This is a genomic window from Pseudomonas brassicacearum, from assembly GCF_003732225.1.
In the GTDB taxonomy this organism is placed as follows: Bacteria; Pseudomonadota; Gammaproteobacteria; order Pseudomonadales; family Pseudomonadaceae; genus Aquipseudomonas; species Aquipseudomonas brassicacearum_E.
Window position 1 is genome coordinate 171,537 of sequence record NZ_MOBJ01000006.1, and the last position, 26,606, is coordinate 198,142.

Consider the following 26,606-nt stretch of genomic DNA (forward strand, 5'->3'; position numbering starts at 1 on the left):
ATTGAGGTACTGCCTCTGATGGGCATTGGTTTTTTGTTGTCAGTGATGACGCCATCGCGAGCAAGCTCGCTCCCACAGGGTTTTGTGAGCGCTAGAGATCCAGTGTGGGAGCGAGCTTGCTCGCGATAGGCCGAAGGCCGCTTTCAGCGTTTCACCGCCATCGGCCTGTGCAACTCAGCCCGCTTGCTCAGCAAATCGAACACCGCCGGATAAGCCGGGCGTTCGATGTAGCGTCCGGCACCGCGTTCGGCGCGCAGGTCGCCGTCGGCCCAGACCACTTTTCCCTGGCTGATGGTGTGGCTGGGCACGCCGCGTACGGTCTTGCCTTCAAAGATGTTGAAGTCGACGTTTTGGTGATGGGTCTTGGCAGAAATGGTGCGCGTACCTTGTGGGTCCCACAGCACCAGGTCAGCATCGGCGCCGACGCGGATCGCGCCTTTGCGAGGGTAGAGGTTGAATATTTTTGCGGTATTGGTGGAGGTCAGCGCGACGAAATCCTGCATCGACAGGCGCCCGCTGTTGACTCCTTCATCCCAGAGCACCGCCATGCGGTCTTCGATGCCGGCCGTGCCGTTGGGGATCTTGCTGAAGTCGTCACGGCCAGCGGCTTTCTGTTCGGCACAGAAACAGCAGTGGTCGGTGGCGGTGGTGTGCAGGTTGCCCGATTGCAGACCATGCCACAGTGCTTCCTGGTGGCCGCGCGGGCGGAAGGGCGGGCTCATCACGTAACCGGCAGCGGTTTGCCAGTCCGGGTGCTGGTAGACGCTGTCGTCCAGCAGCAAATGCCCGGCCAGGACTTCGCCATAGACCGGCTGACCCTTGCTGCGGGCATAGGTGATTTCATCGAGTGCTTCTTTGGTCGAGACGTGCACCAGGTACAGCGGCGTGCCGAGCGTTTCAGCGATACGGATCGCCCGGCTCGCGGCTTCACCTTCCACCTGCGATGGCCGCGACAGCGGGTGCGCTTCAGGGCCGGTGATGCCCTGGGCCATCAGCTTGCGTTGCAGGTGATAGACCAGCTCGCCGTTTTCCGCATGCACGGTCGGTACTGCACCGAGCTCCAGGCAGCGCTCGAAACTTGCGACCAGCGTGTCGTCGGCCGCCATGATCGCGTTCTTGTAGGCCATGAAATGCTTGAAGCTGTTGACCCCGTGCAGGCGTACCAGCTCGGCCATTTCCTCGCGAACCTGCTCGCTCCACCAGGTGATGGCGACGTGAAAGCCGTAGTCGGATGCTGATTTTTCAGCCCAGCCACGCCACTGATGGAAGGCTTCCAACAGTGACTGCTGCGGGTTGGGAATCACGAAGTCGATGATCGAGGTGGTGCCACCGGCAAGACCTGCCGCCGTGCCGCTGAAAAAGTCTTCGCTGGCGACGGTGCCCATGAAGGGCAGTTGCATGTGTGTATGCGGGTCGATGCCGCCGGGCATCAGGTATTGGCCACTGCCGTCGAGCACTTCGCAGCCTGCGGGAGTATCAAGACTATTACCGATGGCTTTGATCACGCCGTCGGCGCACAAGACATCGGCGCGATAACTTTCATCATGGGTAATAACGGTGGCGCCACGGATCAACAGAGACATTCCGAGTTCCTCGCAGGCTTGACCGGCTGGTGCCGGTTCTAAGTGTTTTATATGTAGCAGGCTAAGGAAGTTGTATTCCTGTCAGCGCTGTCAGGAATAAACGCTAGCTGGAGATATCGGATTGGGCAAGAATATTTTTTATAAGCTTATAACTGTATTAACATATTGATATTAAAAGGATAAATGTACAAATCACCAAAATGGTGAGGCCTCTCACCATTTTGACGCACTTGACAGGATCGAAATATGGTCAAGATTTCCTATGTGAAATCAGCTATTTGAGGTGTGCCTGTGGTTGATAGAAAAAATACAAAATAAATGTAGCGCACCAGATTGAGTCCTGACGGTTCGGACAACTTGCCTGGCATTTTGCCTGAGTGCCCAAGCAAGTATTCGCGGGCTTGATTGTTGTTTAAATAAAACTGATACACATCAGTTGTTTACATGGATTTTACCGACGTACCCAGGTCGGCGGCAGAGTGTCCGGCATGCTTATTGATCACTGCCGCTGACACCTTGGCCGGTCGGTAAAAGTCGTCAGTTCTCCGGCCATCGTCCGGCTCGCGGTCCAACCGCTGGCCAGCCCGATGAGCAAAATAATCAAAAGAACAGTGGAGCGGCCATGCAACAGAACAGATCGCAAGTCACCGAGCGCGAAGGTTTGTACGAACTGGACGCCGGCAGCGACGTCCTCGACAGTCCCCGGTACAACCACGACATTGCGCCGACCAAGGTGCACGAACGAACCTGGAACAAATGGCACATCACCGCACTATGGATCGGCATGTCGGTTTGCGTGCCGACCTACACCCTCGGCGGGGTGCTCACCGCGTACTTCGGCCTGACGGTTGGCGAGGCGTTACTGGCGATTCTGCTGGCCAACGTCATTGTGCTGATTCCGCTGACCCTCAACGCTTTCGCCGGCACCAAATACGGCATTCCGTTTCCAGTGTTGCTGCGTTCATCCTTTGGGGTGATCGGCTCCAACATACCGTGCCTGATCCGTGCACTGGTCGCCTGCGGCTGGTTCGGTATCCAGACGATGTTTGGCGGGCTGGCGATTCACCTGTTTCTTGGCTCGATTTTCGAGGGTTGGAAATCCCTCGGAGGCACCGGCGAAGTGATCGGCTTCATGATGTTCTGGACGCTGAACCTGTGGGTGGTGCTGCGCGGCGCCGAGTCGATCAAATGGCTGGAAACGCTCTCGGCACCGCTGTTGGTCGCGGTGGGGCTGGGCCTGCTGGTCTGGGCCATGCCGAATGTGTCGCTGACCGAGTTATTGGCCCAGCCACCGAAACGCCCTGAAGGTGCCAGCGTGACCGGTTACTTCCTTGCCGGGCTGACCGCGATGGTCGGGTTCTGGGCAACCTTGTCGTTGAACATTCCGGACTTCAGCCGCTACGCCAAAAGCCAGAAGGACCAAATCCTTGGACAGATTTTCGGCTTGCCGCTGACCATGTTCCTGTTTGCCTCGCTCGGCGTGGTGATGACTGCCGCGTCGGTGAAACTGGTGGGCGTGACCGTCTCTGATCCGGTCAGCCTGATCGGGCATATCCAGAGTCCGGTCTGGGTGGCGGTCGCCATGGCGCTGATCATCATCGCCACACTGTCGACCAACACCGCGGCCAACATCGTTTCGCCGACCAACGACTTCCAGAACCTGGCGCCCAAAGTCATCAATCGCACCAAAGCGGTGATGCTGACCGGTCTGGTAGGGCTGGCGCTGATGGGGCATGAACTGCTGAAGAAGCTTGGGTTGATCGTCTCCGATGTCAGCCTGGAGACGGTCTATTCCAACTGGTTGCTCGGCTACTCGAGCCTGCTTGGGCCGATTGCCGGGATCATGGTGGTGGACTACTTTCTGATCAAGAAGCAGCAACTGGATCTGGCAGGTCTGTACCGTGATGACGTGTACCCGGCGTGGAACTGGAATGGCTTCATCGCCTTCGGCGTGCCGGTGGTGTTGACCTTGCTATCGCTGGGCAGCGATGCCTTCAGTTGGTTCTACAGTTACGGCTGGTTCACCGGCTCGGCCCTTGGCGGCTTGATTTATTACGGGTTGTGCACGATGCGAACAAGTCCGTCTGTTGTGAAATCTCCGGTGTGAGGGATGGCCTCATCGCGAGCAAGCTCGCTCCCACATGGGTTTTGTGAGCACTGGAGATCCACTGTGGGAGCGAGCTTGCTCGCGATGACGGCCTCAAAAGCACCAAGGAAATGCCTGAAGAAACCCATAAAAACAGCCTGAGGAGATCACCATGAACGCAGCCGTAGACGTTCTGCAGTCCAGCCATCAGCACATCAACCGCGACCGCCTCTGGCAGTCGCTCATGGAACTGGCCAAGCTCGGCGCCACGGTCAAGGGCGGCGTCTGTCGGCTGGCCCTGACCGATCTCGACCGCCAGGCCCGCGACATTTTTGTCAGATGGTGCGAGGAGGCGGGCTGCACAGTGAGCATCGACGCCGTCGGCAACATCTTCGCCCGCCGCGCCGGACGCAATCCGCAGCTGCCACCGGTGATGACCGGCAGCCACATCGACACCCAGCCCACTGGCGGCAAGTTCGACGGCTGCTTCGGTGTGCTGGCCGGTGTTGAAGTACTGCGCACCCTCAACGATCTGGGCGTGGAAACCGAAGCGCCGCTGGAAGTGGTGGTCTGGACCAACGAAGAAGGCTCGCGCTTCGCCCCGTGCATGATGGGCTCCGGGGTATTTGCCGAGAAGTTCACCCTCGAAGAAACCCTGGCCAAGACCGACGCCAGCGGCGTGACCGTGGGCGAGGCGCTGAACGCCATCGGCTATGCCGGTCCGCGCAAGGTCAGTGGTCATGCAGTCGGTGCCTATTTTGAGGCGCACATCGAGCAAGGGCCGATTCTTGAGGACGAGCGCAAGACCATTGGCGTGGTGATGGGCGCGCTGGGGCAAAAGTGGTTCGACCTCAAGCTACGTGGTGTCGAGGCCCACGCAGGGCCAACACCGATGCATTTGCGCAAGGACGCACTGGTCGGGGCAGCCGCCATTGTCGCTGCGGTGAACCGCACCGCCCTCGGTCATCAACCTCACGCCTGTGGCACCGTCGGTTGCCTGCAAGCCTATCCAGGCTCGCGCAATGTGATACCCGGTGAGGTGCGCATGACCCTGGACTTCCGGCATCTGGAACCGGCGCGGCTCGATTCGATGATCGCCGAGGTGCGGCAGGTGATCGATACCACGTGCGACGAACACGGTCTGAGCTATGAACTGACTCCGACTGCCGACTTCCCGCCGCTGTATTTCGACAAGGGCTGCGTCGAGGCGGTGCGCGGCGCGGCGCAAGGTCTTGGGCTGTCGCACATGGATATTGTCAGCGGAGCAGGGCACGACGCGATCTTCCTCGCCGAGCTGGGGCCGGCCGGGATGATCTTCGTCCCGTGCGAGGGCGGCATCAGCCACAACGAAATCGAAAACGCCGCACCGGATGATCTGGCGGCCGGTTGTGCGGTGTTGTTACGGGCGATGCTGGCGGCCTCGGCAGCGATTGCCAGCGGTGAGTTGGCGGCCTGAGTCTCCTTACCAGAACGCCCGGACATAATTGAACGGCGCATGGTCAGCCAGGCGCCGGTTCATGACATTGCCGTTTCCTGGCGGTGTTTTGTAATGGGCGTTGTAATACTGCTCGCCCAGCTGCTGGTCCTGATCCATGAACGGTTGGCCGGGCGTTGGGTGAACAAGGCCATTGAAGTCGATGTAGTGCAGCTGACCTGCGTGCTGATAGCCGAGAAAATCAGGCGGCACGGTGGTTACCAGGTCGCAGCAGTCAACGATCCGGATGCTTTGCAGTTCGGTGAGACTGGCAACGAAGGTCGTGTCACCGACCTTGGGGGAACCGAGGGTCACCAGCAGATCGGCATTTGCCGGTTTGGCCAGCAGTGTGGCGATTGCCGCGCCCAGGCTGTGGCCGCAAATGATCAAACGGCTACGGGCTCTGGCCGGCCCGGCAAGCCACGTCGATACCGGCTCCCAGAGGCCTAATGCGGTCATCTTGAATCCATGGTGGACGTGACCGCGACCGCTGCACAGATCCCAGCGTTCAAGGAGGAACTGAATATTGGTGACCAGATCCAGCAAGTGATCTGGCTGGGTGCCCCGAAACACCAGCAATGCGCTGCCGTTGGGGTCGTTCATGACGCCGAAGCCGGCCCCGTCGGTGGGGACGTCGACAAAGTGCTCGAGTCCATGACTGAATCCCGCCAGCGCCAGTGTGTCGGACAGCCGCGCGCTCTCGGCTGTCGATTGCTCGAAACGCACATACGCCAATCGGGAGGCTTCGGTACAGAGTTGCAGATCATCGACGGCAGGCGAAGTGAAAATGCTTGCTCGCTCTTCGGGTTTGTAGAGCGCTCTGCGGCCTGGATCATAGGGCAGTGTCATGACGACAACCTTTTTTGATCTTCTACGTTGATTGAGTAACGGCCTGACCCTGCCATTGTAGACGCCGGCGCGGGCTGCGAACGTTCAGTCCCGCTTTTGGCCGATGCACAGCCTTACGGCCACGCGCGATGGCTTGTTATAGTTCGAGCCTCATTTTCAGTGCCAGCAAGGATCACTGCCATGTCCGAATACCAAGCCTTTCGCGTCGAACTGACGGACAACATCGCCCATGTGCAGATAAACCGCCCGGAAAAGATCAACGCGATGAACGCGGTGTTCTGGACTGAAATCATCGAGATCTTCCAGTGGATCGACGACACGGATGAAGTCCGCGCAGTGGTGATCAGCGGCGCTGGCAAGCATTTCTCTTCGGGCATCGACTTGATGATGCTGGCTTCGGTGGCCAATGAAATGGGCAAGGACGTGGGGCGCAATGCACGCCTGCTACGGCGCAAGATCCTGGCGTTGCAAGCCTCGTTCAATGCTGTCGATAACTGCCGTAAACCGGTGTTGGCGGCAATTCAGGGCTATTGCCTGGGCGGTGCCATCGATCTGATTTCTGCCTGTGACATGCGTTATGCGGCAGAGGACGCGCAGTTCTCGATCAAGGAAATCGACATGGGCATGGCCGCCGACGTTGGCACTTTGCAACGCTTGCCGCGGATCATCGGTGACGGCATGCTGCGAGAACTGGCATACACTGGTCGCACCTTTGGCGCGGAAGAGGCGCGCAGCATTGGCTTGGTCAATCGGGTTTACCCGGACACGGCCAGCCTGCTGGATGGGGTGATGGGCATTGCCCGTGAAATTGCTGCCAAATCGCCGATTGCGATTGCCGGGACCAAAGAGATGATCAGCTACATGCGCGATCACAGCATCAACGATGGCCTGGAATACATCGCTACCTGGAACGCCGCGATGCTGCAATCCACAGACCTGCGGGTCGCCATGGCGGCGTCGATGAGCAAGCAGAAACCCGAATTTCTGGACTGAGCACACATGACTTCACGCTGGACCACTGCAGTACTCGACACCGACTTACCCGGCGGCTGGGCCGTGGCCCGCAGCCCCGAAGGTTTTTTGTTCGACGACAACGGCGCGCTGTTTCCGCGGGAATGGCTCAAGCGTCAGGACCTGTCGATTCTCGCCGAGCATGGCATCGGTCATCTCGACGGTGAGCCGGTGTATTTGCTGGAGCTCAAGGCTCACAGCGAGGTGCCGGGCTGCAACTGGAAAGGCTTGCGAGCGTTCATGCTCGATGGCGATCACACGGTTTACAAAGTGCTGGGCTATGCCGCGCAAATTGGCACCTGGGCGCGTGAGCATCGATTCTGCGGCAATTGCGGTCAGCGCATGACACAACTGCCGCGTGAGCGGGCGATGTACTGCGAGCCCTGTGATTTGCGTAGCTATCCGCGGATTTCACCGAGCATGATCGTGTTGATCACCCGAGGTGACGAAATTCTGCTGGCGCGCTCGCCGCGCTTTGTTCCGGGGGTCTACAGTACCTTGGCGGGTTTTGCCGAGCCCGGCGAATCGGCTGAAGATTGTCTGATCCGTGAAGTGCGCGAAGAGGTGCAGATCGAGGTCAGGAACATCCAGTACCTGGGCAGCCAGTGCTGGCCGTTCCCGCATTCGATGATGCTCGGTTTTCATGCCGAGTACGCCGGTGGCGAGATCGTGCCGCAAGCCGATGAGATCGAAGACGCTCAGTGGTTCAACATTCACGCGCTACCGCCGTTGCCGGCGGGACGCTCGATTGCCCGCTACCTGATCGACATTTATGTGGCGCGGCGCTTAGGCCACGCTGAACCAGTGCTGCCAGGCTAGACGCACGGTCAGACCCAGCACTACGGTGATGAATACCGGGCGAATGAACTTCGCCCCACCACTGATGGCGGTGCGTGCACCAAAGAACGCGCCGACCATCACCGACAGGCCCATGCTCAGGCCGATGATCCAGTCCACTTGCCCGGAAAAGACGAACACCGACAGCGCCGCGATGTTGCTGACGAAGTTCATGCTGCGCGCCACGCCGCTGGCCTTGACCAGATCGATGGGGTAAAGCAGCAGGCTGCTGACGGTCCAGAAGGCGCCAGTGCCGGGGCCGGCCACGCCGTCGTAGAAACCGAGGCTGAAACCCTGGCTCGATTGCCACTTCTTCTTGATCGGTGCGTCGCTGTCCAGCGGCGCTTTCGGTGTGCCGCCAAACAGCAGATACACACCGCAGGCGAAGACGATCACCGGGAGCATCTTGTTCAGCCATTCGGCTGGCAGGTAGTGCGCAACGATCGCGCCCGTCAGTGCGCCCACCAGGGTTCCGATAATCGCGTGCAGCCACTGCCGTGGGTGGAACAGCTTGCGTCGGTAAAAGGTGAAACTGGCGGTGGCCGAGCCGAAGGTCGAGCTGAGTTTGTTGGTGCCCAGCACCAGGTGCGGCGGCAAACCAGCGGTGAGCAGCGCCGGGGTGGTCAGCAGACCGCCACCGCCGGCAATGGCATCGATGAAACCGGCAATGAACGCGACGATGGCCAAAATGGCCAGAGTGGTGAGGTCTACGCTGAGTTCGAAAGGCATGAGGTCGACTTATTCGGCGGGGTGCAGGAGCGGGCTGCGGGGAAGGGCCGGTATCTTACCTATATCCTGACTTTGCGGCGACCGATCTGACCTCAAGTGGCGTGTAGGAGCTGCCGCAGGCTGCGATCTCTTGATCTTGAAAAGATCGCAGCCTGCGGCAGCTCCTACGCGTACGCACGCGGGGCGGGGAGGTTACAAGCCCAGGTCCGACAGCCCCGGATGATCATCCGGGCGACGGCCCAGCGGCCAGTGGAACTTGCGCTCGCTTTCCTTGATCGGCAGGTCGTTGATGCAGGCGTGGCGGTTGGACATCAGGCCGTGCTCATCGAACTCCCAGTTTTCATTACCGTACGAGCGGTACCAGTTGCCAGAATCGTCATGCCATTCATAGGCGTAACGCACGGCGATACGGTTATCGGTGAAAGCCCAGAGCTCCTTGATCAGACGATAATCCAGTTCCTTGGCCCATTTTCGGGTCAGAAAACCCTTGGCTTCTTCGCGGTTGTTGGCGAACTCGGCGCGGTTACGCCATTTTGTGTCCTGCGTGTAGGCCAGGGATACCCGTTGCGGATCGCGGGAGTTCCAGCCGTCTTCGGCCAGGCGAATCTTTTCAATGGCCGACTCACGGGTGAACGGCGGAAGTGGCGGACGAACTTCGGCATCAGATGACATTTAAAGTCTCCAGGGAAAGTGTATGTTCAAACAGCAGGTTGGTCTTGTTTAAACAGTGACAGGTCCAATAACTTTCGCGCCATGCATTGCGCATTATCGGCGGCACTGTGATCGCCCATGACAAGAGCAACGGTAATGGCGCCATCGATCAGAATCAGCAACTGTTTGGCCAGTGCCTCCGGGTCGTGTACGCCATGTTCGGTGCAGAGCTCGCACACGTAGTCGAGCAGCTTCTGTTTATGTTCCTTCGCTACCAGGCGCACCGGGTCTTGCGGGTCGCCGGTTTCACCGCTGGTGTTGATAAAGGCGCAGCCGCGAAAGCCTTCGCTGGCGAACCAGTCCTTGAGCACGGTGAACAGGTTGAGCAATCGCTCGGCCGGGGTCGGGGCCTTGTTCACTTCGGTTTTGAACCAGTTCATCCAGCGTACGTCGCGACGTTGCAGGGCCGCGACGGTCAGCTCCTCCTTGCTGGCGAAGTAGCGGTAAATACTTTTTCTGGAGACGCCGGCAGTTTTCACCAGGAGATCCATGCCCGTGGCAGCAATGCCACTTTTGTAGATCAACTTTTCGGTGACATCCAGAATAATGTCGCGTGTGTCGTTGCTAATGATTTCGTTCATGTGGCAGAGAGTAGAACGAACGTTCTCCTTGGTCAAGCAGGTATTCCAGGTGACTGTTGAATTGCCTTCGCGAGCACGCTCGCTCTCACAGTTGAAATGCAGCCCCCTGTGGGAGCGGGCTTGCTCGCGAAGAGGCCATTACAGACAGTAACAAGACCCGAGCGGATCCATGGTGTAAGCTCTCGGGTTCTTTGGATTCGACCCTTTTGCGAGCCCTATGCCGTCGCTTTTCAAACGCTCTCTACTGCCCAAGCTGCGCAGTTTTCCGCTGACCGCCGATGCGGTCTCCGTCCTTTCTGGCGCTGCCGAGTTTCGTCATTGCCTGCTGGAGAAAATTGCCCAGGCGACCCAGCGCATTTACATCGTCGCGCTCTACCTGCAACACGACGAAGCTGGCCAGGAAATCCTCGATGCCTTGCACGCCGCCAAAGCTGCGCGTCCGGAACTGGACGTGGTGGTGGTGGTTGACTGGTTGCGGGCGCAGCGCGGATTGATCGGTGCCGGCAAGCAACCGGGCAACTCGGCGTGGTATCAGCAACAGACCCGCGAGCACGCCAGCGAAGTGCCGGTGTATGGCGTACCGGTGCAAACCCGCGAACTGTTCGGCGTGCTGCACTTGAAAGGCTTCGTGATCGATGACTGCGTGATCTATAGCGGCGCCAGCCTGAACAACGTCTATCTGCACAAATTCGACAAATACCGATTCGACCGTTATCACCTGCTGCGCAACCGCACGCTGGCCGATTCCATGCAGCATCTGGTTCAGCACGGGTTGATCGCTTCCAAGGCCGTACACCGTCTCGATTTGCCGAACCTGCCGACCACTCGCAGCCTGCGCAACGACATCGGCGACCTGCGCAGCCGCCTCAAGCACGCGACGTACGACACCACGGCGGGCACGCTGGCAAAGGACGGTCTGTCAGTCAGCCCACTGCTTGGGGTTGGTAAAAACAATCCGTTGAGCCGGGTGATCTGTGAACTGATCGCCAGCACCCAGCATCAGCTGACCATCTGCACGCCGTATTTCAACCTGCCGTTGCCGGTGACCCGTGAAATCAACCGGGCCCTGGCACGCGGGGTGAAGATCGACATCATTGTCGGTGACAAGACCGCCAACGACTTCTACATCCCGCCGAGCGAGCCGTTCAAGGTGATTGCGGCGTTACCGTATCTCTACGAAATCAGCCTGCGACGCTTTGCCAAGCGTCACCAGCGAGTGATCGACAGCGGTCAGTTGAACCTGCATCTGTGGCGCGACGGTGACAACACCTATCACCTCAAAGGCATGTGGATTGATCAACGCTACACTTTGCTGACCGGCAACAACCTCAATCCGCGAGCGTTTCGCCTGGACCTGGAAAATGCTTTGCTGATCGATGATCCCAAAGGTGAATTGCAGGAACCCCGTCGCAGTGAGCTGGCGCAGATTTTCCGCAATACCAGCCGGATCGAGCACTATCAGCAACTGGAAACCTTGCTGGAATACCCGGCAGCGGTGAGCAAGTTTCTGCGTCGGGTCAGTCGGGTGCGGATCGAGCGCTTGCTTTATCGCATCCTGTAAGCGAAAAAAAGCCCCGTCACATGGACAGGGCTTTGCTTGCTGCTTGAAGCTTGTCGCTAAAAGCTGCTCTTAGAACACTACGCCTTGGCTACGCAGGTAGTCGTCGTAGGTGCCGCTGAAGTCGACCACGCCGCTTGGGCTCAGCTCGATGATTCGAGTGGCCAGGGACGATACGAACTCACGGTCGTGGCTGACGAAGATCAGCGTGCCCGGGTAGTTTTCCAGCGCCAGGTTCAGCGCTTCGATGGATTCCATGTCCAGGTGGTTGGTCGGTTCGTCCATGATCAGCACGTTCGGCTTTTGCAGGATCAGCTTGCCGAACAACATACGGCCTTGCTCACCACCGGAAATCACCTTGACCGACTTGAGGATCTCGTCGTTGGAGAACAGCATGCGGCCCAGGGTGCCGCGAACCACTTGCTCGCCTTCCTTGGTCCAGCGGCCCATCCAGTCGAACAGGTTGGATTCGTCTTCGAAGTCCGACGCGTGATCCTGGGCGTAGTAGCCCAGTTCGGCCGCTTCGGTCCACTTGACGGTACCTGCGTCCGGAGTCAGTTCGTTGACCAAGGTGCGCAACAGGGTGGTCTTGCCGATCCCGTTCGGACCGATGATCGCCACGCGCTCGCCGGCTTCAACGGTGAAGCTGAAGTCCTTGAACAGGGTCTTGCCGTCAAAGCCCTTGGCCATACGCTCGACAATCACTGCCTGGCGATGGAGCTTTTTGGTCTGGTCGAAGCGGATGAACGGGCTGACGCGGCTCGAAGGCTTGACCTCGGCCAGCTGGATCTTGTCGATCTGCTTGGCGCGGGAGGTGGCCTGCTTGGCTTTCGAGGCGTTGGCCGAGAAGCGGCTGACGAACGATTGCAGTTCCGAGATCTGCGCTTTCTTCTTGGCGTTGTCCGAAAGCAGTTGCTCGCGGGACTGGGTCGCCACGGTCATGTACTCGTCATAGTTACCCGGGAACAGGCGCAGTTCGCCGTAGTCCAGGTCAGCCATGTGGGTGCAGACGCTGTTCAGGAAGTGTCTATCGTGGGAGATGATGATCATCAGGCTGCTGCGCTGGGTCAGAATGTTTTCCAGCCAGCGGATGGTGTTGATGTCCAGGTGGTTGGTCGGTTCGTCGAGCAGCAGGACTTCCGGATCGGAAAACAGCGCCTGAGCCAGCAGAACGCGGAGTTTCCAGCCGGGCGAAACTTCGCTCATCGGGCCATTGTGTTGCTCGATGCCGATACCCAGGCCCAGCAGCAATTCACCAGCGCGGGATTCGGCGGTGTAACCGTCCATCTCGGCGAAATCGGTTTCCAGCTCGGCGACGGCCATGCCGTCTTCTTCGGTCATTTCCGGTAGCGAGTAGATGCGGTCACGCTCGGCCTTGACCTTCCACAGCTCTTCGTGACCCATGATCACGGTGTCGAGCACGCTGAATTCTTCGTAGGCGAACTGGTCCTGGCGCAGCTTGCCCAGACGCACGTTCGGCTCGAGCATGACCTGTCCGCCGGACGGATCGAGGTCGCTGCCGAGGATTTTCATGAAGGTCGACTTGCCGCAACCGTTGGCGCCGATCAGGCCATAGCGGTTACCCGCACCAAATTTTACCGAAACGTTCTCGAACAACGGCTTGGCGCCGAACTGCATCGTGATGTTAGCTGTGGAGATCAATTACTTTACCTATCAATGGGTTGCGGGCTGCACATTTGGCGTTTGGGCCATTCCTGGGGCATTTTGGAGTTTCTCCATCTCTCCCCAGTCGCCGCTAGCGTTCAACCAACGCGCATAAGTCGAGAGCAGCATCTGGACGCGGTGTCCAAGCTGTTGAGCAATAAAGGCGGGATTCATGCCAGACATTATGCATATTGTCGCATAAGTGTGACGGCAGTTGTACGGCGGGGCGATAACGTGTCGCCAGCTTCTCCAGTGTCGGCCCCCACTCTTACACAGATCTGAGGTCTGTTTGTCATCCTCGCTGTTCTTGGACGGTGGGGAAATGACGGGGGGCCAGTATCTTGCCGGCTTCTTTTTTCCGACGTCCTGCCTATTTTCTTGAAAATCCCTGCGTGGGCGGTCCTTTTCTCCATGCTCACTGCATCCCACCGCAAGGCCAGAGCCTCAGATAGACGTAGGCCCGTGAAAAAAACAAACTCGAAAAATGCCGCGTAGATGGTGCTGGGCCAATGTTCGTGCTGGTAAATCTTCGCGATTGAGTGTTCCTCGCCCGCCGTTCACTGGCAGGCTGTTCAGTTGTGATTAATTCAGAATTGCGGAGGGGACGCGGCGTTGCGGAGCGCGTAAGGTTTCCCTGTTCGCCCTGCCAGATGCTTCAGGAAACATGCTGAGTGGCCAGCTGCTGATCAGGGCGAACTCTTTTTCATGTGCGAACCTTTGGTTTGCTCATCACCTTGGCCCCGTGTAGTTGGCGGGGTGCTCGACTTTTTCCGAAACCTTTGGTGATCGCCCAGGCTGCGGAGCTCATCCCTATTGCGGAACGTCCACTGATATTGAGCTGCTCAACGCACGTCCACCTAAAATGCTCAAGCGTTGATGACTTTGTCAGGGCGCCTTAGCAGCGAATACATTGGGTGTCGTGCGATGCGTCATCAAATTCCTTTCGTGCGACAGGGCTGTTGTTCAGGTATGTGCGCGGTGCTACGTTGCCTCCGCAAACACGATTTGCATCGACAACTTGCTTAAGTGACTACGTTGCATGTAGCGGTTTTCGACTCCATAAAATCAATAATATAAGGGGTAACAAATGTTCAAGAAACTTCGCTTTGCAGCCATGGCTGGCGTACTGTGCGTGGTTGGTCTATCTGGCCACGCACTAGCCGAGGAGCCTAAAAAGCTTGCCTTCGTAGACACCGGAAATACTGGCCGAAGTGTGATGGCGGAAGCAATCGCCAACGCAGCTATCAGCAAAGACAATGCAAATATTGCGGTAATCTCGCGCGCAGTCGACGGGGACCCTTATGACGCCAAACCGGAAGTCCACGCAGCCAGCTGGATGCTGGAACGCGGCATTGATGTCACTGCACATCGATCGGCGCAGCTGACCGCGAACGATATCAAACACTCCGACGCATTGCTGACGATGACCGAAAAACACAAGAACAAATTGATCGAGCAGTTCCCCGAAGCAAAAGACAAGACTTTCACCTTGGCCGAATATGCGACGGGCAAGAATGTCGATGTGCCGGATGCCTGGGGCAAGCCGATGGAGGCTTATGTCGAGGTGGTGAAGCAGCTGGATACCTTCGTTCCGGCCGCGCTGAAAAAGGTCGTCGCCTCCAAATAAGTCACAAGATTGCTCGGCGCATTTAAACGGCGTCTTATCTGACGATCCTCACAAGCGCTTCGCTGTACTTCAAGAACAGCGCTCAAGTTCTGTGCAACGGGCATAAAAAATCCGGAGTCCTTATCAGACTCCGGATTTTCCGGTTGCTCAGATCTGCCACTACCAAGGTCTTGGATTACAACCTTAAATTCAGTTCCGACGTTTCCATCGGCTTCGAAATGATGGTCAGGGCAGAGGTTGGAGGCTGGTTTTGATGGTGGTGACCACACGGTTACGGCCTTGATGTTTAGCGTGATACAGGCGTTGATCGGCTACGCGCAAAATTGCCTCGATGGTGTCGCCGTCGCGGCCAGATTGCGATATGCCGATGCTCACTGTGACCACGCTTATCCGCTGTAGGCCGCTATTAAAAGAAGTATTTGCGACGGTGGTTCGGAGGCGCTCAGCAATTACGCCTGCGCCTTCGAGTGAAGTCTGAGGCAGCAGTATCATGAATTCTTCCCCGCCCACTCGGGCTACGCCGTCGTACGGCCGGATCGAATCGAGGCACTTCTGCACGAACCCCTTCAGGATGTCATCGCCAATCTGATGCCCGAAACGATCATTGATGGACTTGAAATTGTCCAGATCCAGTGCCAGTACGGAGAACGGCGCACCACCGCGGTTGGTCCGGCCAATTTCGGCTTCGACCCGCTCCATGAACCGACGCCGATTATCAGCTCCTGTCAGAGGATCGGTCGCCGCAAGATGCCCGAGTTCTTGATTGGCGCGCTGGAGTTCCTGCAGGGCGTTCTCGGTGTACGCCATCGCCTCGGCAAGACGCACCATCAGCTCCTCTTGGCTGTAAATCGTCGAGAACGACCGCGTGGTGAGGAACGCTTGCACGACCCCATAGCTCAAGAGGAAGAATCCAGCGGCGAAAATCGCATGAGCCAGCCACCACATGTGGTTCCACGGACGTGCAAGGATGAATGCGAGAGATGACAACGCGAACGCAGTGACCGAGATGATAAAAATCACCATCAGCGGCGAGCGGGTACGGCGCAGCAGGAGCATTACCACGTTCAAAGTGGAGAAAACGAGGGCACCACTTTCCAGCGAGAGGCGCACCGCGAGTTCGCCGGCGATCGACGAATTCGCGACGTATGCCACTGCAAGGTCAACCAGCAGGAACAGTCCGATCCATGTCAGCCATGGGCGGGGCTTCATTCGTTGATCCGCAGCATCAGGTGGGCGGTGGTACGACAGTATTCCGACTAACAGCAGAATCGCCATGACCAGTCGAGAAGCCGGTCCATACAGCAGGAACAGCCAGAGATTGTGGTGTGCGAGCCCAGTGAACGCACCATGCAACGCGTAGATCAGTACAAAACCGAGAAAGCCAAGTGTCATCCATCGCAGCAGCGGTTCTCCCGATGACTGATAGCAGCGCCACGTCACGTAAGTCACAAACAAGCCTTCCAGGGTGGCTGCCGTGATCGCAATGATATGGAACGCGTGGTTCTCGAATATAAGGGTGGGGTCCTGGAAGAAAAATAAGTAACCAATCAGATAGGCCGGAATAAACGCAAATCCTGCGAGCAGCAAGCTGGCATAAACCTTGATGATGAGACGGATGGCTTCAGGTGGCTCGCCGGTGGCGATGATATTGCTCATGGTTCCCTCCAATGTTGAACCTGTTTTGCCAACACCGGACCGGTATTGGCTCCGAAGTCGCATAGGTGCTGCGTCAGATTTAGATGATCAGAGCGAAATAAACCGGATTTTTGTCTTCCATGGCTTTGGCTCCTGTGGAGATGTATAGCCTAGTCGAGCAATGGCCGAGCTGCAGATTCCTGACGTGGGCAGTCCTTATTTCTAAAGGACTTTTGCCGAGACCGAATCCTTTGGTCAGGAAATGCTGAACATCTCTTTGTAGACAGAGCTCTAAATAGGTATGGGAGCTCAATAGGAGAAGCATCATGGTTCAGCGCCGCCGACACCATATCTCACAGATATCTCTTCGATTAGAGGGCTTGCGCGCCAACCTGTCGCAGTTCAAGCGGGACGAGCTTGAAATACAGGAGACATTACGTGGTGCTCCTGTACTCGAGATCGAAAAAGCTCTGGATGAGGCGTTTGATGAGATACGTGATTCGATAGACCATACCGAAGAACTCTTGAACGCGCTGGTTCAAAAAGCTGAAAGAGGTCGTAACACACAGGCGAGCCAGGAGGCTGGTTAACGAGGTGGTGAGCACTCTGATTGACTGCCTGTCTATTATGATTGAACCACGAGGGTTGCTTCCAGAGCGAGCTGGGGAGGGCAGACAACAGAACGCCCGCAAGGGGCGGGCTTTCTGCATCGCACGAGATCAGGAAACGCCCGCACGTCAGCAAAGGGGGGTTACTGATCTTGTTTGGTGCTCGAATCAGCAGCGTTACTCAGGCCTTTTGAATTGTGATCTCCGGGTGTGGTAGTTGAGATCGCAGTGGCTTTTGTAACTCCGTGTGTGGTTTTGGAGTGTGCAATCCCGGAGGTAGCCGAGCCATGGCCTTTGCTGTCGTTGCGAGCACTCCCTTTGTGTTTGCCATTGAGTCCGTGGTCCCTGACCGCTTGACCGTCATGATCGCTTTCCTGGCCTTCGCTACGGCCATTGCTGTCAGCGTCGGCAGAATGACCTACTCCCTGTCCGCTGGCGCCGCTACTGCTACCGTGACCCGAGCTGTTACCGCCACCACCACTTTTTGCATAGGCAGAGGACATTGGGAGTAAAGGCGCTGCAGCCAGCATCATTACGCATGTCATCAGAGCTGCGAAATTCGTCTTCTTTAAAAGCATGATTGCTTCCGCCGATCAGAGTGGGTTTGCATGAATTAGGATGCATAGCATTGTCTATAGTTCTCAGACTTCCGACAGAAGGCGCCACGGTATGGGGTCATGGCAGCGGGCGAGTGAAATCGATCAGTTGCTGCCGCATAAGTGGATGCCCGTTTAACCACGCGAAGTCGATAGAGCAGAATCGTATGGGCGAGGAGAAATGCTGTCTAAACCAGCGACTTTTGAATTTGATGATCAAATGTATCTAGAAAATCGTGCATGCTGATATCTCCGAGATCTACAGCTTTAGCGCCGCCGGCCGCAATAAAGGTGACATCAGTGATACCTAGGACGTTCAGGATCAGTTTCAAATATTGGGTCGCAATGTCACGGTCTCTAATCGGGGAGTCGTTGGTGTATACACCTCCCGAGGCGAGCAGCACCGTTGCCTTTTTACCGGTCACCAGCCCTTTACCATCAAAGCCCAAGGTCAGGCCTTTACGTACCACGTGATCCACCCACGCCTTGAGCGCCGCAGGGACGTTATAGTTGTAGACCGGCGTTGAAATAACCACGTGATCGGTTTCCAGCAACTCGGCCACAAGCACATCGGATAGCTGCAACACGGCTTTCATTTCAGGCGAATGTTGGGTTTGCGGGGTGAAGTAAGCCTGTAACCAAGGGGCCGTCACGAACGTAAGCGAAGTGTCCGTTAGATCCCGTATTTTGATGGCGCCCCTAGGGTGTGCAGCTTCCCACGCGGCCACAAATCGGCGAGTGAGCTGCCGGGAGATTGAAGCATCCCCACGTGCGCTGGTTTCAATGGAGAGAAGCCTGGACATGAATGTAACTCCTGCGCGGTGACGCGGCGGTATGTTTTGCGTTGTCGCTCTAGGCGATGTGCGACACACTCTACCCAATACGATCTATACGCAGGAGTGATGTAAATATGATTGAGTCCATCTGTTTAAGTGATGGGTCATGATCGGAAATCTCAGCTTGGATCAGTTGCGAATCCTTGTAACCATTGCTGATACAGGCAGTTTCTCGGCAACGGGACGTCACCTGCGGCGTGCTCAATCTGCCATTAGCCAGTCGATTGCCACACTTGAGTCAGTTCAAGGTGTGAGGCTGTTTGATCGGAGCGGCCATCGTCCAACGCTCACTGAGGTCGGTAGAGTGCTGGTGATTCAAGCGCGCGCAGTGCTGGCAAGCGCTGCCCAGTTTGAAGCAATGGCCTCAAGTACGGCAGCAGGGGTTGAGCCGGAGTTGGCTCTCGCCATAGACCCTTTAGTCCCTAGCGCACCGCTCATCGAAAGCCTGCGCGCTATCCGTGAGGCTTTTCCGCATCTGGCAGTGAGTTTTTCTACAGAAGGCTTAGGCGGCGCAGAGCGCCGATTGCGCAACGGCGATGCGGCACTGGCGCTTTGCACATTGATTCCGACAGTGCCCGACGATGTCACCGCGCTGCCGCTGCTCAGCGTCGACTTGAGGCCAGTAGTAGCCAGCGGGCATCCCTTGGCTATGTTAGGCCGTCGGGCAACAAGTGCAGACCTCAAGCCTTATGTGCAACTGGTACTTTCCGATCCGGTTTCTCCCGACGGCCCTAGCTATGGGGTGACGGGCAGTCACCAGTGGCGGTTTGTAGATTTGGCACGGCGGCTGGATTTTTTGCTCGCCGGGTTCGGTTGGTGCCGAATGCCAGAGCATCTGATTGCGGATCATCTGGCTTCAGGACGCCTCCTACCGCTTGAGTTAACCGCCGAACTTCAGCGCACACCAGACACACTGACGATCTACGCAGCGCACATGCAAAATCGCTCTTTAGGGAAAGCAGGCCGATGGCTTCTGAATGATCTGACCCGTCGTCTGTGCAGGTGATGATACGAAGATGACTAACGTCAGCGGTTTGGTTATCCCGTTGGTCATGGTCCACACTCGGCGTAGATTGCTCTGGCATGGCATGTTTTTGTTCTTCCTGGGCCTCTGTACAGGTCTCATCGAACAGCAGTTCAGCAATCCGCGCATGGCCCTGGCTGCACACCTTGAAGGGGTAATGAATGGAATTTTGCTCCTGGCGATTGGCGCCGTCTGGATGGAGATACATCTCGCTCCACGCAGTAAGGCAATTGCCTACTGGACCCTTCTTTATGGCACTTATGCAAACTGGGCGGTTACGGCACTTGCTGCCGTCCTGGGGACGGCGGCCATGTCGCCTTTCACTGGCGCAGGACACACAGCTGAACTATGGCAGGAGAGCTTGGTGACTGCAGGTTTTGCGAGTGTCGGGGTCGCAATCATTGTTGCTGCGCTGCTCATACTCTGGGGCTTGCGCCAAACACTGCCCGCTCAGTGAATGGATAGAGGTGATTCTTTTAATGTGGCTCACAGGCTTGCCACTGGCGACCTTCAGACTTGTGCGCCTCCCAGGTTTAGAGGCGGGAGGCGGAGCGAGGGAAGGGATGTGAAAGTTTTCAGTATGGAGTCTTGGGGATTACTGGAGTAAAAAATACCTTACCTGCCTCAATCCAGAGGATGTGCAAATGGTCATTACTATCAAAGAACGCGATGAGCACCATATGTCTCATGACTCAAGTAGCGCGGGAGTCAGAATGTGGGATGTGTATCAAGGAGATGTTCTTGTAGGTGTCTATCACAGTGAAGCAGATGCGTTGAAGTACAAGGCTTTGCTGGAGAGCGGTCGATTGGATAGCCTCAAAGCACCTCCGAAAAGCTAAGGTCAACCGGGGGAGGGGCGCTTCGCGACGATGCTGAGGCGGGGGGTGTCTGGGCCGGTTTGAAAGTCGGCCTGAGGCTCTTGCTGATCCCGCATGGGGAAAAACAGCTCGAAACAGGTCACGCCATTCTCGCTGGTGACGCTGTAGCGGCCACAATGCAGTTGCATGATAGTGGCTACGATCGAAAGCCCCAGTCCATTGGACAGGGCGGAGCGCTCGCGTGATTGGTCAACGCGGTAGAAACGCTCGAATAATTTTGGAAGGTGTTCCGCCGGGATGGTTGTTCCGTAGTTGCGCACGCGCAGATGGATGCCATCCTCCGACGGCGTGGCCTGGATCAACAGTTCGGAATGAGGTGCCCCATATTTTATCGCATTGGCACACAGGTTAGCCAAGGCGCGGCGTAGCAGTGTTGGCTCGGCCCAGATAAGGCCGTCGCCCTCCGTGCGGATGGTGATGTCGACGTCCGCGGCCAGACCTTCAAAGTAATCGGCTACGCGTTCCAACTCGTCGGCGGCGCCCAGTTCCTGGCGCTGATCGCGAGCGCTACCGGGGTCAGTACGAGCGAGGAACAGCATGTTGTCGAGCATGCGTGTCAGGCGTTCGAGTTCTTCGACATTGGAGGCGAGCAACTGTTGGTAATGTTCCATGCTGCGGTTCTGCTGCATGGCGACCTGGGTTTCACCCAGCAAGTTGTTGATGGGCGTGCGTAGTTCGTGGGCCATGTCAGTCGAGACCTGGCTCAGTTGTGCAAAACCCTTGGCGAGTCGCTCAAGCATGGTGTTGAAAGAGTCGATCATCGGGAGCAACTCCTTCGGAGCGCCTCGGCTGTCGAGTCGCTCTGTCAGATTGCCAATGCCGATACCGTGGGCTTGATGCGCCAGGCGTCTGAGGGGCAACAAACCGCGGTGAACCATTAGATATCCAGCCAGCGCCAGGACAATGGCCGCGAGACCGGCGAGGACGTATACGCTGAGACGATAGCTGGCGAGCACTGCGGTTCGTTCGGTCATCAGGCAGCCAATGGTCATTTTCAGCTTGCCCGAGTCGATACTCGCGGAGATGGCCGCGAAGGGGGTACCGTTCACGGCGGGTAGATGCTGTACATCTGTCAGTGTCAGGGAATGGTCCATTGCCACGGGAGTGAGGTCGGGAATATCGATATCTCTGGGATTGACCTGTAGTAAAGGGGCCTCCCCTGAAACGCCAACAGTGAGTACGTACTCGCGATTGCCCAGCATGTTCTGAAACAGCACAGGTTTGTTCCTGATCAGTTCCAGCGTATTGCTGCCATTGAGAAAATTACGCAGCTGATCTACGCGGTAGACCAGGGTGGACTCGTCGCGTTGTATCAGTTCGCGTTCAAGATCGCGGTACAGTGCGACGCCGGTGGTTGCCAGCAGGGCGAAGGCCAGCAAGGCAAACACCACAGCCAGGCGCAGCGTCAGGGAGTAATGGCGATAGTTCATGGTTGCGTATCAAAGCGGTAGCCAATGCCCCGCACACTGTGGATCAGCTTCAGATGGAAAGGGTCGTCGATTTTCAGGCGCAGGCGCCGTACAGCGACGTCCACCACGTTGGTGTCACTGTCAAAGTTCATGTCCCAGACCCGGGAGGCGATCAGTGAACGAGACAGCACCTGATCCTGATGTGTGGCGAGCAGGTGCAACAATGCAAACTCCTTGTTTGTCAGCGTCACTCGCACGCCGGCGCGGGTGACGCGGCGTTTGAGTACATCAATCTGCAGGTCGGCGATCTGCAGTTGCTCTTCTTCCCGGGTCGGGCCCCGGCGGGTCAGGGTGCGCAGGCGTGCGACCAGCTCGGCGAAAGAAAAGGGTTTGATCAGGTAGTCGTCGGCCCCCAGCTCCAGGCCTTTGATTCGGTCGGCGATGTCATCCCGCGCGGTCAGGAACAGTACCGGCGTGTCGGCTTCCTTGCGCAGGCGGCGCAGTACTTCCCAGCCGTCCATCTTTGGCATCATCACATCCAGCACAATGACGTCGAAAGACGTTTCCAGGGCCTGGTGTAAACCATCAACGCCATCGCGGGCCAAGCTGACGGAGTATCCCTGCTCCTGCAGACCATTGAGCAAGTAATTGCCCGCCTTGGGTTCGTCTTCCACTACAAGGATGTTCATAAGAATTACCCTGGTTCAGTTTCGGTATTCGATCCACAAAAACGGACCTGAAAGCCGCGAGCAGGTAGCGCAAGTTTAGCCCAGTCATCAGGTTGTGTTGCGTATTGCCTGCTCTCGGACAGTCATATGTATAAAGCATCTCATCAGTTTTCGTTCGTGCAACGTCCTTGAACCGGATAGTCCAGCACATGTTCCCGACCCTGATGATCCAGGTAATCGAGACGGGCCGGAATTACGCCGCATTGGCCCGAGGTGTCAGTCATGGATTTGACTTTCGCAACGTCCAAGCGGACGAAGAAACCAGTCTTGTCGTGGATCACCGCCGAGGTGTCGGTGGTGCCGGTGGTACCGGCGAAGGCTGAACCGGTGGCGAGGAGGGTGGCGAACCCGAGCATGAACAGTTTCATGGCAGTAACTCCTTATTTAACGTGGGCTGCCTGTTGTTTGGCAGTGAGTTCACGGTAACAAGGCAACTCAAACAGCTGACGAACAGAACAATTACAAAGTCGTAATGCAATCTTGTCCGAGGATGAGGCTGATGTGCTCCAGCGGCATGTCGCTGACACCATCGCCCTAGGTGTTGGGATCACGAAGGTGTGTTGGCCGGACGCTGACAGTAATACTTCGTCCTTACCGCTATAGCGGCTGACTTTGATGGGGGGGAGAGTGGTGTTGCTTGAGGGGAGAGGCAGAAATTTTTGAGTAGGTGTCGCTATCGGTTGTGGCAAGAAGGCAGCGGCCATCCTTGAACTTTGCGTAGAAAGTCACCTCCCGCTCTTTATCGCATAGCAACCAGCCTGCAACTAGCCCAATGGGTCCTAGAAGCAATGCTCCAGCCAGACCCCATCGAATAGCGCTTCCTTTCTTGTTGACGACTTCTTCAGTTGCGGTTTCCAGGGACTCTAGTTTTGAAATGGGAATCTTTAATTCCAGAGAGGGTTTCAATGCGGATTTCAGAGTGAATAGTCCAGATTGAAATTCGGCATCACCTGCCAGAAAGTCACCGGATATCACTGTTATTTTTGACATGGTTTTTCTTCTTCTGATCTGGTCTGGCCCGCTGAGTACTGGGCTCCAAAGGTCCCCGTCAGTCAATCGACTTGCGACAAAAGGTGAGGCCGACGGTCACTCCGTCGATAGCCGTTCGAGGGCATTCACAGCCATCTGACCGGGACTGGAGTTGTTGGGTTTTCCGTGGGCATGAAGAATGCCTCGTTGAGGTAGCGTGACGGTTGGAAATGGTCTATTAATTGACAACCAGCACCAAGCCGGAGGCCCGCATGGACTCAGCCACCGAAAGGCCATATCCCGTGGATTACGTTCATCCGAACGGTAGGAAAGCAACGATCGACTTCATTTGGGGCGAGCCAGACAGTTCGACGCCGCGGGTCATTATCGTCTGGCTCAATGAGTGCGGACGCTACGTAAGGGTTGGCGGGGAGTCAGGCACCTGGAAGACGTTCGGCGATGCTCGGCGGTGCGGTATTGAGTTGGCAGCTCGATTACTTGGCCGTGGAAACTGACAAGTACTTGGGAGTGGCTCATGTGGTGTTTGAACTGCTCGGAAGACGCGCGATGTATTGAATCCGGAATGGATGGCGTTGAACTGATTTGTCCTGAGTGCGGGCATTTCAGTGTATCTGGCATCGTAATGAGGGAGAGGAAGGAGCGAAAATTTGATGTTGAGCAAACTAAGCTCTGGCTTCATCGCGAGCGCGAGATCAACCCTGACCGGTGCCCCGTTATCAATAGCTCGAACGTTATCTGGGCGTCAGAGCTCTAACGGTATTCCTACCAACGCAACGTGAAGGCATTTTTCGCGCCTGGCTGGATGCTGCTGCCCAAGCGTGCGCACTCGCGAGAAAGGGTGTCGTGCAGCCATTGACGGTCATCCCCTTCGGCGCGACAGATGCGAAAGCGTCGGAGGCGGGTAGGTATCAGGTCCAGCGACTGCAGGTGCCCGCCGGGGTCCAGCGAGGCAAAGTATAGAAGCCCCAGGTCGCCGCGAAAGGCTGTGTGGTCCTCGATGCCTTCGTAATCGTTCAGGAGATCACCGCAGCCATAGAGAATCAGGCGTTCGCGATATACCTCGACGCCCTTGACGTGGTGCGAGGAATGCCCGTGCACCACGTCAACTCCGGCCTCGTCGATCAAGGCGTGAGCGAACCGGACCTGCTCCCGCGGGATATCGAATCCCCAGTTGCCGCCCCAGTGAATGGAGGCGACCACCAGATCCCGCGGATTTTTGCCCTCGAGAATCCGTTTGGCCACAGGGCGCAGGCTTTGCATCGACAGATCCTTCAGCCGCGCGACGCCCGCGCGCCTATCCGTGGCAGCCCAATCCGGCGGAATACCGCTGTCAGGTGCGCCGAGACCAAACACCAGCAAGCGCCGCCCGCCAGGCTGCGGCAGCACGGCGGGTGCTTCGGCAGATTGCCGGTTGTGCCCGGCGCCGGCACTGCACATGCCGTTGCTCGATAGGGTATCCAGCGTATCGGCCAGGCCGGCTGCTCCCCAGTCCAGCACATGGTTGTTGGCCAGCATGCAGCAGTCGATGCCGGCTGCGCTGATGACCGGGAAGTTCTCCGGGCTCATGCGGTAATTGATGCCCTTTTGCTCCGGTCGTCCGCGGCGTGACACCGCAGTTTCCAGATTGATGATGCGTGCGTGTGGCTGGCGAAGTTCGAACTCATCCAGCGCAGCGCCCCAGACATAGGTGAAATCGACTGGACGGGGAATCGCGCCATTGAGTCTTTCTGCCAGCCGGACGTAATCGCCGGCATTCCTGGCGTAAGCTTCGTAAAGCCGTGGATCGCCAGGATGCGGCAGTACTGAGTCAATCCCGCGGGCGGTCATGACGTCGCCGGCGAGAAACAGCTTCAGCGTATCGGAAACAGCTGCCATGGCACCCTCCCGAATATCCCGATCAGCTCATAGCAAGTTTTGCTCGCACACTGTTCAAAATATCAATATTCGCCCCTTGACGGGGATCGTCTCTACCGCACGCTGAACGGCGAGCCCTGCATGGCATGCGACAAACCGACTCGGTGCCGAGATCAAACGCAGTCAGAGCAAGTAGCCAGTTGCTTGTCCGAGGTGGTTGTCCTGCGCTCCGACGATCAGGTGCAGTGGAATGTGCTGTTGCGCATCGTTGGATGGGATTTCGAAGCTACCCACTATTTGAAGGTGTTGCTCACTCAGTCCGGTCGACTCTGCTTCATTTGCCTTAGCCATTCTCGCGTGGTTCGCTGCGATTTCATTGAGAGTTGACACGTTACATCTCCGGTGACTGACCAAGCGTATCGCTGGAGTCCTTAAGCGTTGATTTTGATTGCCGCCGCGTCAGAATTACGTCGTTCTGGGGCCGCTACGGGCGTACTTAGCAATCCTTAAGCCAGGCATGGTCGCTTATCCTGCGCCACGTTTTCATATGCGACGAATGGTGTCGCGAAGTTATCCATGAACAACGTAAACGGTGCGTTGAGCAGCGGCGAGAGCTGGCGAACCGTAGCCCCATAATCGGTTCAGCCTTTCGTTCGACCATGACCAGTCGTTGATCCGAAGCTAAACAACTGAAATTAAAAAGAAACAATGTTGTTATAGGGTACAGGCCTGAATCATGAGGGCTACTGAAGTGAACCGATCAGCACGAAATCTGCGTAAAGCACTCGACTCCGCAGCAACCAATAACGAGGCTGCTGCAGTTGATGTCATGCGGGCTATTGATCAGCTCAGCGACGAGCTGCTGCGCCAGCGGCTGCTGGGTGTCGTTCATCGCCTGAATCAGGACGCAAGTGAGTTGCGGCAAGCCAGAGATGATGTCTCTGGAGTATTGATCAAGCTGGCCTGACACCGCCATCCGCGACCGGATGGGACGGGGTGGCTTCTGCGCTTCAAGGCTGCTTGATCAGGTACTGGGCCAGCGCATCGAAGACCGGCAGCGGTGAGCCAATCATCCAGCCCGGTTTCGTCGGGTCGCTGGCGCTTGCGTCGGCAGCTACCCGTGGTGCCCTGTGTCTGTTGAGCTGAACAGGCGTTTTTCTGGCACAACTTCCCCCACAGATTTTCACAAATCCAGGTTAACCGTTGGTTACAAACTACGGCTAGAATACGAATCAGTGGCCATGAGCTAGCTTTTTGTTCAAACTCCCATGTGTTACCGATTCATTCGATAGATAAATCTTGGACGCTGCGTTCATATCAGCCTTGTGGCGCGCGGC

The 26,606-nt window shown here is 57.0% G+C and carries 26 protein-coding genes and 1 pseudogene; 11 read left to right on the plus strand and 16 right to left on the minus strand.

The genetic code is table 11. The features are described from left to right. Positions 1-143: 143 nt before the first annotated feature. Positions 144-1,583: a dihydropyrimidinase gene (gene hydA, locus BK659_RS07605; RefSeq protein ID WP_123424474.1), complete on the minus strand. Its 1,440-nt coding sequence runs from the start codon at positions 1,581-1,583 to the stop codon at positions 144-146. A 622-nt stretch (positions 1,584-2,205) separates the two neighbouring features. On the opposite strand from hydA, the gene BK659_RS07610 reads away from it, so the two are divergent. Both BK659_RS07610 and BK659_RS07615 read left to right on the plus strand, forming a co-directional pair. Beyond that, a complete protein-coding gene (locus BK659_RS07610) occupies positions 2,206-3,690 on the plus strand; it encodes an NCS1 family nucleobase:cation symporter-1 (RefSeq protein ID WP_123424475.1) in 1,485 nt (494 codons plus the stop codon). A 151-nt stretch (positions 3,691-3,841) separates the two neighbouring features. Then, positions 3,842-5,125 carry a Zn-dependent hydrolase gene (locus BK659_RS07615; protein WP_123424476.1) on the plus strand — a complete coding sequence of 428 codons (1,284 nt, stop codon included), beginning with the start codon at positions 3,842-3,844 and terminating at the stop codon, positions 5,123-5,125. A 6-nt stretch (positions 5,126-5,131) separates the two neighbouring features. Here BK659_RS07615 and BK659_RS07620 read toward each other — a convergent pair whose 3' ends face one another. After that, the gene (locus BK659_RS07620) at positions 5,132-5,992 is read right to left on the minus strand and encodes a lipase family protein (protein WP_123424477.1); all 861 of its coding nucleotides are present in this window, start codon (positions 5,990-5,992) and stop codon (positions 5,132-5,134) included. Between the two features lie 180 nt (positions 5,993-6,172). Between BK659_RS07620 and BK659_RS07625 the strand changes: the two genes are divergently transcribed. Continuing rightward, positions 6,173-6,985 (plus strand): crotonase/enoyl-CoA hydratase family protein, encoded by an 813-nt coding sequence (locus BK659_RS07625; protein WP_123424478.1) that lies wholly within the window; start codon positions 6,173-6,175, stop codon positions 6,983-6,985. 6 nt (positions 6,986-6,991) lie between these two features. Then, positions 6,992-7,822, plus strand: coding sequence for an NAD(+) diphosphatase (nudC, locus tag BK659_RS07630; protein WP_123424479.1), 831 nt, complete (start codon positions 6,992-6,994; stop codon positions 7,820-7,822). Here the strand turns inward: nudC and BK659_RS07635 are convergent. The 3 genes from BK659_RS07635 to BK659_RS07645 form a co-directional block, all read right to left on the minus strand. Further along, positions 7,790-8,569, minus strand: coding sequence for a TSUP family transporter (locus tag BK659_RS07635; RefSeq protein ID WP_123424480.1), 780 nt, complete (start codon positions 8,567-8,569; stop codon positions 7,790-7,792). The genes nudC and BK659_RS07635 overlap by 33 nt on opposite strands. 192 nt (positions 8,570-8,761) lie before the next feature. Further along, positions 8,762-9,241 (minus strand): nuclear transport factor 2 family protein, encoded by a 480-nt coding sequence (locus tag BK659_RS07640; protein WP_123424481.1) that lies wholly within the window; start codon positions 9,239-9,241, stop codon positions 8,762-8,764. Positions 9,242-9,267: 26 nt separating this feature from the next. Beyond that, the gene (locus BK659_RS07645; RefSeq protein ID WP_123424482.1) at positions 9,268-9,861 is read right to left on the minus strand and encodes a TetR/AcrR family transcriptional regulator; all 594 of its coding nucleotides are present in this window, start codon (positions 9,859-9,861) and stop codon (positions 9,268-9,270) included. A 217-nt stretch (positions 9,862-10,078) separates the two neighbouring features. Here BK659_RS07645 and pssA point away from each other — a divergent pair, with 217 nt between their 5' ends. Beyond that, positions 10,079-11,422, plus strand: a complete 1,344-nt coding sequence (gene pssA / locus BK659_RS07650) for a CDP-diacylglycerol--serine O-phosphatidyltransferase (RefSeq protein ID WP_123424483.1) — start codon at positions 10,079-10,081, stop codon at positions 11,420-11,422. A gap of 69 nt (positions 11,423-11,491) precedes the next feature. Here pssA and BK659_RS07655 read toward each other — a convergent pair whose 3' ends face one another. Together BK659_RS07655 and BK659_RS28440 are read right to left on the minus strand one after the other, a co-directional pair. Further along, on the minus strand, positions 11,492-13,081 hold the full coding sequence (locus BK659_RS07655; RefSeq protein ID WP_123424484.1) for an ABC-F family ATPase: 1,590 nt from the start codon (positions 13,079-13,081) through the stop codon (positions 11,492-11,494). A gap of 12 nt (positions 13,082-13,093) precedes the next feature. Then, positions 13,094-13,620, minus strand: a pseudogene (locus BK659_RS28440) (site-specific integrase); the annotation flags it as partial. Positions 13,621-14,171: 551 nt separating this feature from the next. On the opposite strand from BK659_RS28440, the gene BK659_RS07670 reads away from it, so the two are divergent. After that, positions 14,172-14,711 (plus strand): arsenate reductase/protein-tyrosine-phosphatase family protein, encoded by a 540-nt coding sequence (locus BK659_RS07670; RefSeq protein ID WP_259740218.1) that lies wholly within the window; start codon positions 14,172-14,174, stop codon positions 14,709-14,711. A gap of 225 nt (positions 14,712-14,936) precedes the next feature. Here BK659_RS07670 and BK659_RS07675 read toward each other — a convergent pair whose 3' ends face one another. After that, a complete protein-coding gene (locus tag BK659_RS07675; RefSeq protein WP_123424485.1) occupies positions 14,937-16,367 on the minus strand; it encodes a GGDEF domain-containing protein in 1,431 nt (476 codons plus the stop codon). Between the two features lie 305 nt (positions 16,368-16,672). Between BK659_RS07675 and BK659_RS07685 the strand changes: the two genes are divergently transcribed. Further along, on the plus strand, positions 16,673-16,936 hold the full coding sequence (locus tag BK659_RS07685; protein ID WP_123424487.1) for a hypothetical protein: 264 nt from the start codon (positions 16,673-16,675) through the stop codon (positions 16,934-16,936). 161 nt (positions 16,937-17,097) lie between these two features. Here the strand turns inward: BK659_RS07685 and BK659_RS27910 are convergent, their stop codons facing one another. Further along, complete coding sequence (locus tag BK659_RS27910) at positions 17,098-17,532, minus strand: hypothetical protein (RefSeq protein WP_123424488.1); 435 nt, start codon at positions 17,530-17,532, stop codon at positions 17,098-17,100. A 206-nt stretch (positions 17,533-17,738) separates the two neighbouring features. Next, positions 17,739-18,353 carry an FMN-dependent NADH-azoreductase gene (locus tag BK659_RS07695; RefSeq protein WP_123424489.1) on the minus strand — a complete coding sequence of 205 codons (615 nt, stop codon included), beginning with the start codon at positions 18,351-18,353 and terminating at the stop codon, positions 17,739-17,741. A gap of 139 nt (positions 18,354-18,492) precedes the next feature. Here BK659_RS07695 and BK659_RS07700 point away from each other — a divergent pair, with 139 nt between their 5' ends. The 3 genes from BK659_RS07700 to BK659_RS07710 all read left to right on the plus strand — a co-directional run bounded on the left by BK659_RS07700 (position 18,493) and on the right by BK659_RS07710 (position 20,249). Beyond that, positions 18,493-19,392: a LysR family transcriptional regulator gene (locus tag BK659_RS07700; protein ID WP_123424490.1), complete on the plus strand. Its 900-nt coding sequence runs from the start codon at positions 18,493-18,495 to the stop codon at positions 19,390-19,392. Positions 19,393-19,402: 10 nt separating this feature from the next. After that, positions 19,403-19,867 (plus strand): styrene oxide isomerase, encoded by a 465-nt coding sequence (locus BK659_RS07705; RefSeq protein ID WP_259740219.1) that lies wholly within the window; start codon positions 19,403-19,405, stop codon positions 19,865-19,867. Positions 19,868-20,054: 187 nt separating this feature from the next. Then, a complete protein-coding gene (locus BK659_RS07710) occupies positions 20,055-20,249 on the plus strand; it encodes a hypothetical protein (protein ID WP_123424491.1) in 195 nt (64 codons plus the stop codon). Between the two features lie 2 nt (positions 20,250-20,251). Here BK659_RS07710 and BK659_RS07715 read toward each other — a convergent pair whose 3' ends face one another. The 6 genes from BK659_RS07715 to BK659_RS07745 form a co-directional block, all read right to left on the minus strand. Beyond that, positions 20,252-21,718 (minus strand): heavy metal sensor histidine kinase, encoded by a 1,467-nt coding sequence (locus BK659_RS07715; RefSeq protein ID WP_259740220.1) that lies wholly within the window; start codon positions 21,716-21,718, stop codon positions 20,252-20,254. Then, positions 21,715-22,386 carry a heavy metal response regulator transcription factor gene (locus tag BK659_RS07720; RefSeq protein WP_123424492.1) on the minus strand — a complete coding sequence of 224 codons (672 nt, stop codon included), beginning with the start codon at positions 22,384-22,386 and terminating at the stop codon, positions 21,715-21,717. Before BK659_RS07720 ends, BK659_RS07715 begins: the two co-directional genes overlap by 4 nt. Positions 22,387-22,529: 143 nt before the next feature. Beyond that, positions 22,530-22,793: a DUF2790 domain-containing protein gene (locus tag BK659_RS07725; protein ID WP_123424493.1), complete on the minus strand. Its 264-nt coding sequence runs from the start codon at positions 22,791-22,793 to the stop codon at positions 22,530-22,532. Between the two features lie 229 nt (positions 22,794-23,022). Further along, positions 23,023-23,415 (minus strand): hypothetical protein, encoded by a 393-nt coding sequence (locus tag BK659_RS07730; RefSeq protein ID WP_123424494.1) that lies wholly within the window; start codon positions 23,413-23,415, stop codon positions 23,023-23,025. A 762-nt stretch (positions 23,416-24,177) separates the two neighbouring features. Further along, entirely contained in the window at positions 24,178-25,290 is a 1,113-nt protein-coding gene (locus tag BK659_RS07740; protein ID WP_123424496.1) for a CapA family protein, read from the minus strand. Positions 25,291-25,452: 162 nt separating this feature from the next. Beyond that, the gene (locus tag BK659_RS07745) at positions 25,453-25,659 is read right to left on the minus strand and encodes a hypothetical protein (protein WP_123424497.1); all 207 of its coding nucleotides are present in this window, start codon (positions 25,657-25,659) and stop codon (positions 25,453-25,455) included. 361 nt (positions 25,660-26,020) lie between these two features. Between BK659_RS07745 and BK659_RS07750 the strand changes: the two genes are divergently transcribed. Next, the gene (locus BK659_RS07750; protein WP_123424498.1) at positions 26,021-26,236 is read left to right on the plus strand and encodes a hypothetical protein; all 216 of its coding nucleotides are present in this window, start codon (positions 26,021-26,023) and stop codon (positions 26,234-26,236) included. Positions 26,237-26,606: the final 370 nt, after the last annotated feature.

Excerpts from the sequence above, each read along its gene's own strand:
- BK659_RS07645 (WP_123424482.1), bottom strand. The coding sequence starts at position 9,861 with ATGAACGAAATCATTAGCAACGACACACGCGACATTATTCTGGATGTC.
- nudC (WP_123424479.1), top strand. The coding sequence starts at position 6,992 with ATGACTTCACGCTGGACCACTGCAGTACTCGACACCGACTTACCCGGC.
- BK659_RS07730 (WP_123424494.1), bottom strand. The coding sequence starts at position 23,415 with ATGTCAAAAATAACAGTGATATCCGGTGACTTTCTGGCAGGTGATGCC.
- BK659_RS07615 (WP_123424476.1), top strand. The coding sequence starts at position 3,842 with ATGAACGCAGCCGTAGACGTTCTGCAGTCCAGCCATCAGCACATCAAC.
- BK659_RS07725 (WP_123424493.1), bottom strand. The coding sequence starts at position 22,793 with ATGAAACTGTTCATGCTCGGGTTCGCCACCCTCCTCGCCACCGGTTCA.
- BK659_RS07720 (WP_123424492.1), bottom strand. The coding sequence starts at position 22,386 with ATGAACATCCTTGTAGTGGAAGACGAACCCAAGGCGGGCAATTACTTG.
- BK659_RS07700 (WP_123424490.1), top strand. The coding sequence starts at position 18,493 with ATGATCGGAAATCTCAGCTTGGATCAGTTGCGAATCCTTGTAACCATT.
- BK659_RS07685 (WP_123424487.1), top strand. The coding sequence starts at position 16,673 with ATGGTTCAGCGCCGCCGACACCATATCTCACAGATATCTCTTCGATTA.
- BK659_RS07710 (WP_123424491.1), top strand. The coding sequence starts at position 20,055 with ATGGTCATTACTATCAAAGAACGCGATGAGCACCATATGTCTCATGAC.
- BK659_RS07670 (WP_259740218.1), top strand. The coding sequence starts at position 14,172 with ATGTTCAAGAAACTTCGCTTTGCAGCCATGGCTGGCGTACTGTGCGTG.
- BK659_RS07675 (WP_123424485.1), bottom strand. The coding sequence starts at position 16,367 with ATGAGCAATATCATCGCCACCGGCGAGCCACCTGAAGCCATCCGTCTC.
- BK659_RS07740 (WP_123424496.1), bottom strand. The coding sequence starts at position 25,290 with ATGGCAGCTGTTTCCGATACGCTGAAGCTGTTTCTCGCCGGCGACGTC.
- pssA (WP_123424483.1), top strand. The coding sequence starts at position 10,079 with ATGCCGTCGCTTTTCAAACGCTCTCTACTGCCCAAGCTGCGCAGTTTT.
- BK659_RS07620 (WP_123424477.1), bottom strand. The coding sequence starts at position 5,992 with ATGACACTGCCCTATGATCCAGGCCGCAGAGCGCTCTACAAACCCGAA.
- BK659_RS07635 (WP_123424480.1), bottom strand. The coding sequence starts at position 8,569 with ATGCCTTTCGAACTCAGCGTAGACCTCACCACTCTGGCCATTTTGGCC.
- BK659_RS07695 (WP_123424489.1), bottom strand. The coding sequence starts at position 18,353 with ATGTCCAGGCTTCTCTCCATTGAAACCAGCGCACGTGGGGATGCTTCA.
- BK659_RS07705 (WP_259740219.1), top strand. The coding sequence starts at position 19,403 with ATGACTAACGTCAGCGGTTTGGTTATCCCGTTGGTCATGGTCCACACT.
- BK659_RS27910 (WP_123424488.1), bottom strand. The coding sequence starts at position 17,532 with ATGCTTTTAAAGAAGACGAATTTCGCAGCTCTGATGACATGCGTAATG.
- BK659_RS07625 (WP_123424478.1), top strand. The coding sequence starts at position 6,173 with ATGTCCGAATACCAAGCCTTTCGCGTCGAACTGACGGACAACATCGCC.
- hydA (WP_123424474.1), bottom strand. The coding sequence starts at position 1,583 with ATGTCTCTGTTGATCCGTGGCGCCACCGTTATTACCCATGATGAAAGT.
- BK659_RS07715 (WP_259740220.1), bottom strand. The coding sequence starts at position 21,718 with ATGAACTATCGCCATTACTCCCTGACGCTGCGCCTGGCTGTGGTGTTT.
- BK659_RS07610 (WP_123424475.1), top strand. The coding sequence starts at position 2,206 with ATGCAACAGAACAGATCGCAAGTCACCGAGCGCGAAGGTTTGTACGAA.
- BK659_RS07640 (WP_123424481.1), bottom strand. The coding sequence starts at position 9,241 with ATGTCATCTGATGCCGAAGTTCGTCCGCCACTTCCGCCGTTCACCCGT.